Raw genomic sequence first — 12,302 nt, 5'->3', positions numbered from 1 at the left:
TGATGTTCATATCTGGCCATTAAAAACGCGCCTGTTTTGCTAAAGCATCAATACTAACTGTCAAACTTAGTAAAACATAAAAGGCAACTGCTTTGATCGTGTTTACTATTGGTATAACTTAAGTCAAAGTCATCTAAAGACTATTTTTATTCATATATAATTTTAAACTAAATAGTAATAAAACACATAAACCAGCAAGCACCGTCATAATTGTCCAGGTATTATCAAAGCCTAAGTTTTCGGCTAATTGCAAACCAATATTATGGCCAAAAATACTACCCACAGAAAAAGCCATCGCATACATCGCCATAAACTCACCTTGTTTGCCGCGTTTTGCTCTATCTATTGCAAACCCATTTGCGAAAGGAAAAGCAATCATTTCTCCTATTGTCATTAATAACATACCAATAATTAAAATACCAGACCAGGGCGTTAGGTTGAGTACTAATAAACTCAAACCTGTTAATAAGGCTCCGAATAAAATAAGACCAATTTTTGTGTATTTTGTTTTCTCCAGCCATTTAATTAAAGGCATTTCAAACAGAAAAATAAAGAGTCCATTTCCACCTAGAATAAGCCCTACTTGCAACTCGCTTAATTGGTGTGCTTCTCGATAATAAATAGGCATTACAGAAAAGTATTGAAAAAATACAATCGCAAATAGAATCATAGCCACAAAAAAGATTAAAAAGGGTTTGTCTTTGTATGCCGATTCTGGATTTATGGCAATAAAAGCATCTTGTATTTTTGCTTTTTTGGGATTTAATACAAAAAATAAAACAAGAGTAGCCATCAGACAAGTAATACCATCAACCCAAAATAATCCGGCGTAACTTAAGTGCGTGATAATTAAGCCGCCAATAGCAGGTCCAGCTGAAAAACCAAGGTTTATAGCTAAACGAATGAGTGTCACGCTTCGTGTTTTGTTTTCGGGTTTACTATAAGCACTCATAGCAACAAAAGATGCAGGCCGAAACATATCGGCAACACACATGGTTAAAAAAACACCAATACAAAGCGATTTAAAGGTTGTTAAGTACTGTAAGCCAATAAATAGAAAGCCAGTAGCAAGTAAACTAAAGACCATGATTTTATAGTAGCCAACACTATCTGTTAGTTTTCCACCAAGCCAGGTACCAATTAATGAGCCAACACCAAAACAAGTCATGATCCAGCCAACATTTGACATAGAAATATCTAAATCTTCAGTTAAGTAAATCGATAAAAACGGAATAACCATCGTACCCGCACGATTTATTAAAGTAATTAGTGCGAGCCACCATATTTCTTTTGATAAGCCGTCAAAAGCATCAATATAGTTATTAAATAATTTTTTCATAAGGTTTCCGCAATAGCGGTAATGGTCTGGTTGGTTATATAAATGTAAAAAGTCCAACTACGAAGTTGGACTTTTTAATATTGTATTAGTTGATATTTTAGATCATCATAGAATATAAGAAGTCCATCTTGTAACTCTACAAGTGGTTTTTTGCTTATAATTTTTAATGACTGAATTCATGTTTTTCCTTTTGATGTCCCAAAGCTAAACAAAAAAAGTTTTAACTTGTGTTTTTGAAAGCGAATATTTTTAGTTAAATAAAAATAAGGCAGCTCTAAAAGTTCAATATCAGCTATTTATGTTAGACCAAAAACCAATTACAATTAAGGATTTAAAATCTCCAAAAAGGGCATTTTTATTAGGGCATTTGCCTCAGTTTAACACCTATAATAAACATCAAGTATTAGAGCGTTGGGTTGAAGAATCTGGTGATTTGTTTAAAATACATTTTGTAGGAAAGGAATTTATAGTCTCTGCCAATCCAGAGATTAATAATAAGATCTTGAGACAAAGACCAGAGACATTTATACGTTATTCTAAAATAGATGAAGTGCTAAGAGAAATTGGAATAGACGGTGTTTTTAATGCTGAAGGTGACCGGTGGAAACGTCATAGAAAACCAATAGCTGAAGCTTTGAATGTGAAAAATGTAAAATCGTTTTATCCCATTATTCAAGATAAAACAAGAAACATTCTTGCGAAATTTAAAGAGCATGCGGTAAAGGAAAATGTCGTAGATGTTCAAAAGGAGTTTATGGCATTTACTATTGATATTACTACTGAAATTGCTTTCGGACTCAAATTAGACACGATAAATAATCAGTCCAATGGCTTTCAAGAACATCTTGAAGTTATTTTCCCCATAATTAATGCACGATTGACTGCGCCTATACCTACTTGGCGGTTTTTTAAGAGTAAAAAGGATAGGTTGCTAGATCGTTCATTAAAGGCTATTGAAAAAATCATTTATGAAGGTATCGCTACTGCGAAACGTGAAATGGCAACAAGCTCTGGCTTAAACGAATCGCCCGCTCATTTTTTAGAAGCTTTACTTTTAGAAAATAAAGATGCAAGGTTTACTGATGACGAAATTTATGGAAATATTTTCACGCTCCTGTTGGCTGGAGAAGATACCACCTCAAATTCACTATCCTGGGCGATTTATTATTTAGTACAACACCCAGAAATTGTAAATAAAGTTAGAGCGGAAGCGCATGCTGTATACCCAAAAGACGAAGTGCCTAGTTATTACAGGCAATTGGAACTCTTAAAATATGCCGATGCAGTCGCTCAAGAAACCATGCGGCTAAAACCTACTACACCGCAAATGTATATGGAGTCGAATGCCGATGTGGTTATAAACAACCTATCTATTCCTAAAGGCACAAATATTATTCTTCAAAATAAGGTGCCACAAACTCAAGAAGACTATTTCTCAAATGCTCATATTTTCTCTCCAGAGCGCTGGCTGGTTAGTGAATGCCCAATGCATAAAAACCACTCGCCAAATGTGATGAGAGTCTTTGGAGGAGGTACGCGCTTTTGCCCTGGCATGTTTCTGGCTAAAAGTGAAATGGTAGTCCTCATCTCTGTTTTATGTAAGCATTTCGATTTTAAATTAGCATCGAATCTAAATGAGATTAAAGAACGCTTTGACTTCACCATGTATCCAGAAAATTTGAAAGTAACTTTTAAACGGGTTGAAGACGATTAAATTAGTATAAGTTGTATTTTTGAATCTAATAAAAACTAAAATGAAGAATATTTTCTGTCTGTTATTACTGTGTGCGTCACTATTAAGTTGTGCTCAAGATAAACAACCTTTATTAGGAGAAACAGAATTCCAAAGAGAGATAAATTCAGAATATAAAGATGCCACTAAATCACCTCTTAAGGCTAAAGACTTAAAGGATTTTGTAGGACTCGATTTTTTTAAGTTTGATTCTACTTTTGTAGTCAAGGCGAAGTTAGAAAGAACACCAAATACCGAATACTTTAAAATGAAAACAACAACAAGTAGAGTGTCTTTAGAAAGAATTTATGGTGTCTTAACTTTTAAGATAAAAGAGGTGACTTATAAACTAAATGTTTATCAGGGAAAAGAATTAATAGAACAGGAAGAATACAAAGACTATCTTTTTCTGCCATTTTTAGATGATACCAATGGAGATGGAAGTTATGCTGGTGGGCGTTATATTGATTTGAGAATTCCTAAAGATGATAGCCTAATTATAGACTTTAATACGGCATACAATCCCTATTGTGCGTATAATTATAAGTATTCTTGTCCTATAGTGCCAAGAGCTAATTATTTAGCAACAAGAATTGATGCAGGAGTTAAGGCTTTTGATAAGCACTAAAGCAATTCTATTTAGCCAAATACATACCTGCAAAAACAGCTAGAAAGCCAACAACAAAACTTGCAATGGTGTAAATAGCAAAGCTTGTAAAATCTCCAGCTTTTAAAAACACATGGTTTTCGTAAGCGAAGGTAGAAAAAGTTGTAAAACCACCGCAGAACCCAGTGGCTAATAACAGGGTGTGACTTTGCGTGAGGGCGTTGTTTTTTAAGGCCATTCCTAAAATAACACCAATTAACAAGCTCCCTATAATATTAGCAGCAAAAGTACCATACGGAATACCTGTTTCCGTACTATTTAAATATTTCCCAATAAGATAGCGAAGGACACTACCAAATCCACCACCAACGAACACCAATAAAAGGTTTTTCATACGTACTTAAGACTAGTTAAGGTTACAATATTATCTCTTTTTTTAATGGTATTCTATAAAAAACTTAGAATATCCACTTCAATTTTAACATTTTAAAAGTTGACTTTTCATCGCTAATTCATTAATACATTTAGTGAATGCTTTGTTTTTGAAGTATCACTTTGGCGAAAACCGAAAACCTAAAATAGAGTAGGTGGGCTATAAGACTCCTATATTAAGGATACAGGTTTAAATGTGAGGAAGTAGTATTACTATACCTGCATTCTTGTATACACTATAGAAAATAGGCTGTCTAAATGATGACAATTAATTTGAGATAATCTCATTAAAAAAGCAGTTCTATATTTAGAACTGCTTTTTGTTTAAGAATTGTTTTGACAAATTTATTTTACAGCAATATAAATCTCTGTTTTAAGATTTGCTGGATTTGGTGTTTCCATTGGGGTATTTAAATAGGCCTCAATCATTGGTCCGTCTTCATCTTGCTCTAAACTACTTTCTTTAATTGCTTCCATACCCATTTCCCAGGCTTCTTTTAAATTAGCATAGTCTCCAGTTAAAGTTACTTTTAGGGCCTTAAAAGGCTCAATTTGACCAGTAAGAATATCACTTCCAGTAGTAATTACACGAGATGCTGTAGGTATACAGCACGAAAACATTACGGCATTATTTGCTTCATCCCATTGGTGATAGAGCACAAAAGGTGCGCCAGCTATAGTGATGTTGTTTTTTTGTGCATAATTCATAACATCAGGAAGCATCTTTTCCATTTTAGATGGAAAATTTTCAAAAGTAGTTGCCGTAGAATTGTAGACATAAAAACCACCACTGTGCTGCGTTGGGGTTTTATCTACTATAATGCTGTATTTTCTCATATCAACTTGAACAACACTATCTAGTTTTTCTAAGCTATGCTCATATTCAGGACCAATTTGCTCTTCCATTGAGCCATTTAAAAGGGTTGATAGTTTAAATCCAAAAGGTAAATCTTCGCCAGAAATAGTTCTGGTGACATCGGTAGATCCATCTGCATTTGGATTGAATTTCCAGGTCACATTAGACTTAGGGTAATCATTAATTTGTATTTCCTGTTCTATTGTTTTATTTGGGTTTACTTCTATGGTTTTTATTGTGCTCACGCCATCAGCATCTTCCCAAGAAAAAGACCCTTCTAGTCCACTTGTATGCTCTGGAAGTGTAATTTTTATATTTGGATCTTTTTCTGACCAAGAGGACCAAGAGGCCCAATTTTTATAATCATTTACATTTTCATAAATCACAGCGGCAGGTGCTTTTATTGTTCTCGTTCGTGTCACGCTATAATCATTAGGTTGTACAGCAATATAAATAGCTATGGCTATGATGACAATAAGAAAAAGGAAGAAAATATATTTTAAGGCTTTCATTTGGTTATAGGTATTTATTAGTTTATCAAAGTTACTAAAATAATAGTATACAAGACTTAATACCTATTTTAAAAAGAGCTATTTAAAGAAGAATTTAATAGCAGCTATTAAAGCTATAAACCCAATAAAAGCTAAGAGTACCCAAACAGTGCCTTTATAATGTTGCTTATGAAGTTTTAAGTCTTTTCTATAAGTGTAAATGATAGCTATAATAAATACAACAGCGAAACAAATGGCGAATATTAATTGTCCTGTACTAAACATATATTTACTTTTAAATTTTTATAAAAATGACAACGTTTCAATACTTCAAAAATACTACTAAAATGCCAAATGCCATAATTTATGGAGCCACTTCTGGAATAGGAATAACGGTCATAAAATACTTAATTAAAGTCGGGTATGCTACTGCCATTAAAGGAAGAAGACAAGATGCTTGCTAATAGAAAAGCGTATTTTATGAAGGGATTGGTGTTTACATGCATAACGTGCAGCACATTAAAGCGTCATAAAGGATTTTTGAAATTATAGCTGTAGCGTTAAAACTGTAGCCCTGGTCATTTGTAGTTTTGGTATTGGTTGAAAAAAAAACAGATTTAGTATCTTAAAAAGAATACAATACGCATAAAACGAATGTGGTTGGAGCCACTTGCAGTTACAATTTGGTTTTTAAGCAGTTCGAAAAACAAAACGATGGCCGTGTAATAGCCATTTCTTCAGAAGTCAACTTTTGTGCGCCTGCCTATTTTGTCTACAATCCTATCAAATAAATTATTTAGAATCTTTATATTTGAAAACTAAAGAAATAAATTAGAGAAGATTTATATTACTGACATTAGACCTAGTTTTTTGGATACAAAAATGGGTCTTGGTGATGGGGTTTTATGGAGGATACCTCTAGAGAGAGTGGCGCGTTAGATTTATTCAACAATTAAAAACAAAAAGACTGATGTATATTTCTAAACGCTCGCATCTTATTGCATGGGAATAAAGGAGTGCCCCTTCTTGGTTGCTAAAGAAAGTAATTTAATTAGAAAAACAACATTGTTTTTTTCTCAAGTCTCAAGGCTTTAGTATTAGGACAATAAAATTATAAAAATTTAAATAAAAACAGGTTTCCGTTGTCACGGAAAAAAAATATATTTTCAATGAAAAACAAAATAGAAGCAGTAAAAGCTTTTCATACAGCATTTAAAATAGGACATTTAGAAGCGCCAAAGGCGCATTTAGGAAAAGCAAAGAATACATTGCGGTACAACTTAATGAAAGAAGAGAACGAGGAGTATTACGAAGCCGCAAATAATAATGATCTGGTTGAGGTTGCAGATGCATTGGGTGATATGTTATACATATTATGTGGCACTATTATAGAGCATGGCATGCAACATAAAATAGAAGAAGTGTTTAATGAAATACAGCGCAGTAATATGAGTAAGTTAGGCGAAAATGGAGAGCCTATTTACAGAAACGATGGAAAGGTATTAAAAGGACCCAATTACTTTAAACCAGATATCGCTAAAATTTTAAAATCTTAATTGTACTGAACCTTAAAAATATCGATTAAGACATCTGCGGGCACTATCATATTGGGAAAACCTTCCATTAAATACAATACTTTTGTAATCGATTCGTGATTAAGCCCCATTCTTAATCCATAATTATAGAGCTTTACAATTTCCGCTTTTGTGCGTTCTTTATCTATATGCATCAAAAGGACTAACCGATGAAATTGTACAATGCGCTCACTATGAGATTTTAAATTTACATAATTGATGGGATGCTCTATTAAATAATCGAAATCCTCACGGGAAACTTCCAATTGTTTGGCGACACCTATAAGAAAATGATATTCAATTTTCTTGATCTCCTTGTCTGTTTTAGCAAAAGCTATCATCTCTGATAATAAACTTAGCTTTTCTACTCTATTTGGCATACTGTGAGACGATTAAATTAGATGGTGTAAAATTAAGCATTAATCCTAATTAATAATCGTCGAAAGCGCGTCGCTTATCGAAAAAAGAGTAGCTTTACACCGAATTTAAATGCTTTTTGTCAAAAATTTGACAGCTGTAAATAAAAAACAAGAATTTAAATAGTTAATATTCAGTACCTTATATTATGACAAATAACGATATTTTTAAAAAGCTAAGAGTAGCACATAAGCTTCGAGATACAGACATAGTTGAGATATTAGCACTCGTAGATTTTAGAATAACCAAGACAGAATTAAGTGCTTTTTTTAGAAGAGAAGATCACCCTAATTATGTAGAGTGTGGAGATCAGATTTTACGAAACTTCTTGAATGCTCTAATTATTCATCTTCGAGGTCCAATGCCAAAGAAAGGAGAAACACCAGAAAAGCAAATTCCTGAAAAAGTAAAGCCTAAGAAGTTTGATGATAAGAAGAGTTTTAATAGACCTAAAAGCAAAAAAAAGAGCAACGATTAGTTGCTCTTTTTAGTTTATTTAGATTCTTCGCTTTGGCTCAGAATGATATGTTCATTGTTTAAGCTAATACGGCTTGTACCTTATCTGCTGCTTCTTGAAATTCAGTGGCACTCATAACATCTAATCCAGAGTTATCAATGAGTTCTTTAGCGATGTCTGCGTTAGTACCTTGCAGACGAACAATAATTGGAACGTTAATAGCGTCTCCCATGTTTTTATAGGCGTCTACAACCCCTTGTGCTACACGGTCGCAACGTACAATACCACCAAAAATATTAATTAAGATTGCTTTAACGCCTTTGTCTTTTAGAATAATTCTAAAAGCAGCTTCAACACGTTTAGCATCTGCAGTACCACCAACATCTAAAAAGTTTGCTGGTTCTCCACCTGCCTGCTTTATTAAATCCATCGTAGCCATCGCTAAACCAGCACCGTTAACCATACAACCAACGTTTCCATCAAGGTCTACATAGTTTAGGCCTAACTCTCCAGCTTCAACTTCTATTGGGCTTTCTTCACGTAAATCACGTAATTCGGCTAAGTCTTTATGTCTGTATAAGGCATTATCATCTAGTGTTACTTTTGCATCTACTGCCATTATTTTATCATCACTGGTTTTTAAAACCGGATTGATTTCAAATAAAGAGGCATCCGACTTATCATAAGCGGTATATAAAGCAGTAACAAATTTTGTCATGTCTTTAAAAGCAGCACCAGATAATCCTAAATTAAAAGCAATACGACGCGCCTGAAAAGGCAAAATACCCGTCGCAGGATCTATTTCTTCAGTAAAAATTAAGTGAGGAGTTTCTTCGGCTACGGTTTCAATATCCATACCACCTTCAGTAGAATACATAATCATATTACGTCCTGTACCACGATTTAATAAAACCGACATGTAAAATTCAGTAGGCTCAGAAGCGCCAGGGTAATATACATCTTCAGCAACTAAAACCTGGTGAACACGCTTCCCTTCGGCAGAAGTTTGAGGTGTTACTAAATCCATTCCTATAATTTGTTCTGCAATACTTTCAACTTCTTCTAGACTTTTAGCTAGCTTTACACCACCACCTTTTCCACGTCCACCTGCATGAACCTGTGCTTTTATAACATGCCATCCTGTTCCAGTTTCAGCAGTTAAGCGCTTTGCAGCAGTTACCGCCTCGGCAGCATTTTTAGCAACAATACCGCGTTGTATACGTACGCCAAATGTGCTTAATAATTCTTTTCCTTGATATTCGTGTAAATTCATCTTTGATAGATTTATTTTTTCTATTGCCTCAAAAGAGGTAATCTGTAAAATTTTAGAGCCACAAAAGTAAATAATCACAATAACTTACCCTAATATTTAATTGTGAAAATAGCGTCTAATATAGATACATGCGTTGTTAAATAATTAACAAAATGTTTAAAATGTGTATAATTATAGGTCATTTATTTTTTTGTACTTTGGATATAAGCAACTTTGTAAAAAATAATTTATGCAACACAACCAATTACTTAAAATAGCTAAAGACTTTGGAAGTCCCATTTATATCTATGATTCTGAAGTGATTTCTGGTCAATATAAGCGTTTAATGTCAGCGTTTAGTAACGTTAAACAGGTGAAAATCAACTATGCAGTTAAGGCTTTATCTAACATTTCAATCTTAAAATTAATGCGTACTCTTGGTGCGGGATTAGACACCGTATCCATACAAGAGGTAAAATTGGGCTTGACTGCAGGATTTCCAGCAGAAAAAATAATTTTCACTCCTAATGGCGTGTCACTAGAAGAAATTGAAACCGTTGCTAAATTAGGGTGTCAGATAAATATTGATAATCTGTCCATTTTAGAACAGTTTGGTACAAAGCATCCCGAAATACCAGTGTGTATTAGAATCAATCCTCATGTAATGGCCGGCGGTAATACGAATATTTCAGTCGGACATATTGATAGTAAATTTGGGATTTCAATTCACCAAATTCCTCACATTCTGAGAATCGTTGAGAATACTAGAATGCATATCAATGGTATTCATATGCATACGGGAAGTGATATTTTAGATATTGATGTTTTTTTATATGCTAGCGAGATATTATTTGAAACAGCCAAAAACTTCAAAACTCTTGATTTTATAGATTTTGGTTCTGGTTTTAAAGTCCCATATAAGGCTGGTGATATTGAAACGAATATTGAAGAATTTGGCGAAAAGTTAACCAAAAGGTTTAATGAATTTTGTGAAGAATACGGAAAAGACTTAACCATTGCATTTGAACCAGGAAAGTTTTTAGTGAGTGCAGCGGGTCAATTTTTAGCTAAAGTTAATGTTGTAAAACAGACTACTTCTACTGTTTTTGCACAAGTAGATTCTGGGTTTAATCATTTTATTAGACCCATGCTATATGGCTCGCAGCATGAAATTGAAAACCTATCAAATCCTAGTGGGCGAGAACGATTTTACAGTGTTGTAGGTTACATTTGTGAAACAGATACCTTCGCTAATAATAGGCGTATTGCTGAAATTAATGAAGGTGATATTCTAGCCTTTAAAAATGCCGGTGCGTATAGTTTTACAATGGCTAGTAATTATAATTCACGTTATCGCCCTGCTGAGGTGCTGTGGCATAATGGGGAAGCCCATTTAATTAGAAAGCGTGAAACTTTTGATGATATATTAAGAAATCAAATTGAAATAGATTTAAAACCAAAGAAAAAAAGCGTTAAGGCTTAAGCTAGTTGCATTTTCCCTATTAAAAGTACTCAAGAATTTTTATTTATGAGTGCTTTTTTGTGTCTAGTTTTTTTCAATGTCTCTTAGTTTGAATCATTTCAATAACTGCAGTTTAGGATTAACTACTCATACTATTCGTATTGGTTTAAAAGTTGTTTTTTTTTAAGTTTTAAATTTTGTTAATTGGTTATATTTTGGTGTAAATTTAACCACCAGCTAAAAAAATATACAAGTGGAAAAAATATCATCAATTCTTATTCGCCAAATTTTCATAATCGCACTTATCCTTCTGGTAGGGAGTCTTATCTTTAAAGAGATGTTGCCTTATCTTGGTGGCATCCTTGGAGCTGTTACATTGTATGTGCTTTTGCATAAATGGATGCTTAAAATGGTTGAGAATAGAAAATATAATACAAGTCTTTCTGCTATTCTTTTACTTCTATTTTCTTTTGTAGTTATTATTATTCCTGTCTTGGGCATTCTTTTGATGCTAGGGAACAAAATTAGTGGCTTCGTTGATAATAGTGAAAAGGTCATAAGAGCAATTAAAAGTCAATTAGAAAAAGTAGAGCAGTTTGTTGGTTATGATTTGAGTTCCCAAATAAATACAAGTAATATCACAGGATGGCTAAGCAAAAATTTAGAGAGTCTGGCAGGTGGTACTTTTAATCTTTTTATTTCTGTTGGTGTTATGTCTTTTATTTTATATTACATGCTCACGAATAGTAAGGTCATGAAGGAATCCCTTTTAAAATATGTCCCGTTAGCTGCTGATAATATGAGTGAAATAGGTAGCGAAATAAAATCTTTGGTAAGAGCGAATGCTCTGGGTATTCCGCTAGTTGCATTAGCACAAGGTGTCATTTCATTAATTGGTTTTTTTATTTTTGGAATAAAAGATCCGTTTTTCTGGTTTGTAATAGTCACTATTGGTTCTATGGTACCATTTATTGGTACCTTACTAGGTATTCTTCCTGTTTTTGTACTCACTTTATCCTCAGGGGATGATTTTCAGGCTTATGGAATTTTGCTTTATGGTCTTGTTATTGTGGGTTCAACAGATAATATTATAAGACTCTATGTCCTTCAAAAATTAGATAAAGTACATCCTTTGATAACACTAATAGGTGTGATTATTGGCGTGCCATTATTTGGTTTTATAGGCTTAATATTTGGACCCTTGCTTGTGAGTTTATTTATTATATTGGTGAAAATTTACAGAAAAGAATACGGAACGCATTCAAGAAAAACAGATAAAAAAATACTATAAATTTTGGTAAAATGTTAATTCGTTGTTATACAAATCGGAAACAGTAAATTCTCGCGTTTGCCACTCGGTTTCTTGTAGTTTAGTATTCTCACTGAACACTTCTTGATATTCGTATTCCTTATATAGATTTTCAATATGCTCAGTGACGATGCGCAATCTTGGTTTGTTAAACCCGACATCCCATGCTTTTGCATCATACCATTGTAGATGAATTTCTATACCATCACGACGAATACCTGCATAAGTTGGGTTTTTACTATCGTCTGCAAATGCGATAATAAAACCCAATTGTTTTACGTAATAGCTAAGTGCTTCTACTACATTTTGTACTGGCAGGATGGGGTGGATTTGATGTAAAATGGGTTTCATTAATTAATAATTTATAGGTTTCT

General features: G+C 33.5%; 14 protein-coding genes. 7 read left to right on the top strand and 7 right to left on the bottom strand.

The features are described from left to right. Positions 1–133: 133 nt before the first annotated feature. On the bottom strand, positions 134–1,339 hold the full coding sequence (locus tag GQ46_RS05835) for an MFS transporter (RefSeq protein WP_044399211.1): 1,206 nt from the start codon (positions 1,337–1,339) through the stop codon (positions 134–136). 298 nt (positions 1,340–1,637) lie between these two features. Here GQ46_RS05835 and GQ46_RS05830 point away from each other — a divergent pair, with 298 nt between their 5' ends. Together GQ46_RS05830 and GQ46_RS05825 are read left to right on the top strand one after the other, a co-directional pair. After that, entirely contained in the window at positions 1,638–3,053 is a 1,416-nt protein-coding gene (locus tag GQ46_RS05830; RefSeq protein ID WP_044399209.1) for a cytochrome P450, read from the top strand. Between the two features lie 40 nt (positions 3,054–3,093). Then, positions 3,094–3,699, top strand: coding sequence for a DUF1684 domain-containing protein (locus tag GQ46_RS05825; protein ID WP_044399207.1), 606 nt, complete (start codon positions 3,094–3,096; stop codon positions 3,697–3,699). Between the two features lie 7 nt (positions 3,700–3,706). Here GQ46_RS05825 and crcB read toward each other — a convergent pair whose 3' ends face one another. The 3 genes from crcB to GQ46_RS05810 form a co-directional block, all read right to left on the bottom strand. Continuing rightward, positions 3,707–4,072, bottom strand: a complete 366-nt coding sequence (gene crcB / locus GQ46_RS05820) for a fluoride efflux transporter CrcB (protein ID WP_044399205.1) — start codon at positions 4,070–4,072, stop codon at positions 3,707–3,709. Between the two features lie 383 nt (positions 4,073–4,455). Then, positions 4,456–5,478: an SRPBCC family protein gene (locus tag GQ46_RS05815; protein WP_044399203.1), complete on the bottom strand. Its 1,023-nt coding sequence runs from the start codon at positions 5,476–5,478 to the stop codon at positions 4,456–4,458. 78 nt (positions 5,479–5,556) lie between these two features. Next, positions 5,557–5,742, bottom strand: a complete 186-nt coding sequence (locus GQ46_RS05810) for a hypothetical protein (protein WP_044399201.1) — start codon at positions 5,740–5,742, stop codon at positions 5,557–5,559. A 26-nt stretch (positions 5,743–5,768) separates the two neighbouring features. Here GQ46_RS05810 and GQ46_RS17860 point away from each other — a divergent pair, with 26 nt between their 5' ends. Together GQ46_RS17860 and GQ46_RS05805 are read left to right on the top strand one after the other, a co-directional pair. Next, a complete protein-coding gene (locus GQ46_RS17860) occupies positions 5,769–5,921 on the top strand; it encodes a hypothetical protein (protein ID WP_197077339.1) in 153 nt (50 codons plus the stop codon). Between the two features lie 705 nt (positions 5,922–6,626). After that, positions 6,627–7,013 carry a nucleoside triphosphate pyrophosphohydrolase family protein gene (locus GQ46_RS05805; protein WP_044399199.1) on the top strand — a complete coding sequence of 129 codons (387 nt, stop codon included), beginning with the start codon at positions 6,627–6,629 and terminating at the stop codon, positions 7,011–7,013. On the opposite strand, the gene GQ46_RS05800 is transcribed toward GQ46_RS05805, so the two are convergent. After that, positions 7,010–7,411, bottom strand: a complete 402-nt coding sequence (locus GQ46_RS05800; RefSeq protein WP_044399197.1) for a hypothetical protein — start codon at positions 7,409–7,411, stop codon at positions 7,010–7,012. The genes GQ46_RS05805 and GQ46_RS05800 overlap by 4 nt on opposite strands. Positions 7,412–7,596: 185 nt before the next feature. Between GQ46_RS05800 and GQ46_RS05795 the strand changes: the two genes are divergently transcribed. Beyond that, positions 7,597–7,926 (top strand): DUF1456 family protein, encoded by a 330-nt coding sequence (locus GQ46_RS05795; RefSeq protein ID WP_044399195.1) that lies wholly within the window; start codon positions 7,597–7,599, stop codon positions 7,924–7,926. Positions 7,927–7,984: 58 nt separating this feature from the next. Here GQ46_RS05795 and sucC read toward each other — a convergent pair whose 3' ends face one another. Beyond that, positions 7,985–9,178 carry an ADP-forming succinate--CoA ligase subunit beta gene (gene sucC / locus GQ46_RS05790; RefSeq protein ID WP_044404617.1) on the bottom strand — a complete coding sequence of 398 codons (1,194 nt, stop codon included), beginning with the start codon at positions 9,176–9,178 and terminating at the stop codon, positions 7,985–7,987. A gap of 229 nt (positions 9,179–9,407) precedes the next feature. Here sucC and lysA point away from each other — a divergent pair, with 229 nt between their 5' ends. Next, positions 9,408–10,640 carry a diaminopimelate decarboxylase gene (gene lysA, locus GQ46_RS05785; RefSeq protein WP_044399193.1) on the top strand — a complete coding sequence of 411 codons (1,233 nt, stop codon included), beginning with the start codon at positions 9,408–9,410 and terminating at the stop codon, positions 10,638–10,640. Between the two features lie 232 nt (positions 10,641–10,872). Next, positions 10,873–11,910, top strand: a complete 1,038-nt coding sequence (locus tag GQ46_RS05780; RefSeq protein ID WP_044399191.1) for an AI-2E family transporter — start codon at positions 10,873–10,875, stop codon at positions 11,908–11,910. Here GQ46_RS05780 and GQ46_RS05775 read toward each other — a convergent pair. After that, positions 11,905–12,279 (bottom strand): glyoxalase/bleomycin resistance/extradiol dioxygenase family protein, encoded by a 375-nt coding sequence (locus GQ46_RS05775; protein WP_044399190.1) that lies wholly within the window; start codon positions 12,277–12,279, stop codon positions 11,905–11,907. The genes GQ46_RS05780 and GQ46_RS05775 overlap by 6 nt on opposite strands. Between the last annotated feature and the right edge of the window lie 23 nt (positions 12,280–12,302).

The organism is Lacinutrix sp. Hel_I_90 (assembly GCF_000934685.1).
GTDB lineage: Bacteria > Bacteroidota > Bacteroidia > Flavobacteriales > Flavobacteriaceae > Lacinutrix.
The sequence above is the reverse complement of the archived record's forward strand: the minus strand, read 5'-3'. Positions and strand labels throughout refer to the sequence as shown.

Bases quoted from the DNA above. Each gene is read 5' to 3' on its own strand.
- GQ46_RS17860 (WP_197077339.1), top strand. From the start codon at position 5,769: ATGACAACGTTTCAATACTTCAAAAATACTACTAAAATGCCAAATGCC.
- GQ46_RS05830 (WP_044399209.1), top strand. From the start codon at position 1,638: ATGTTAGACCAAAAACCAATTACAATTAAGGATTTAAAATCTCCAAAA.
- GQ46_RS05810 (WP_044399201.1), bottom strand. From the start codon at position 5,742: ATGTTTAGTACAGGACAATTAATATTCGCCATTTGTTTCGCTGTTGTA.
- GQ46_RS05835 (WP_044399211.1), bottom strand. From the start codon at position 1,339: ATGAAAAAATTATTTAATAACTATATTGATGCTTTTGACGGCTTATCA.
- lysA (WP_044399193.1), top strand. From the start codon at position 9,408: ATGCAACACAACCAATTACTTAAAATAGCTAAAGACTTTGGAAGTCCC.
- GQ46_RS05815 (WP_044399203.1), bottom strand. From the start codon at position 5,478: ATGAAAGCCTTAAAATATATTTTCTTCCTTTTTCTTATTGTCATCATA.
- GQ46_RS05795 (WP_044399195.1), top strand. From the start codon at position 7,597: ATGACAAATAACGATATTTTTAAAAAGCTAAGAGTAGCACATAAGCTT.
- GQ46_RS05825 (WP_044399207.1), top strand. From the start codon at position 3,094: ATGAAGAATATTTTCTGTCTGTTATTACTGTGTGCGTCACTATTAAGT.
- sucC (WP_044404617.1), bottom strand. From the start codon at position 9,178: ATGAATTTACACGAATATCAAGGAAAAGAATTATTAAGCACATTTGGC.
- GQ46_RS05775 (WP_044399190.1), bottom strand. From the start codon at position 12,279: ATGAAACCCATTTTACATCAAATCCACCCCATCCTGCCAGTACAAAAT.
- GQ46_RS05805 (WP_044399199.1), top strand. From the start codon at position 6,627: ATGAAAAACAAAATAGAAGCAGTAAAAGCTTTTCATACAGCATTTAAA.
- crcB (WP_044399205.1), bottom strand. From the start codon at position 4,072: ATGAAAAACCTTTTATTGGTGTTCGTTGGTGGTGGATTTGGTAGTGTC.
- GQ46_RS05800 (WP_044399197.1), bottom strand. From the start codon at position 7,411: ATGCCAAATAGAGTAGAAAAGCTAAGTTTATTATCAGAGATGATAGCT.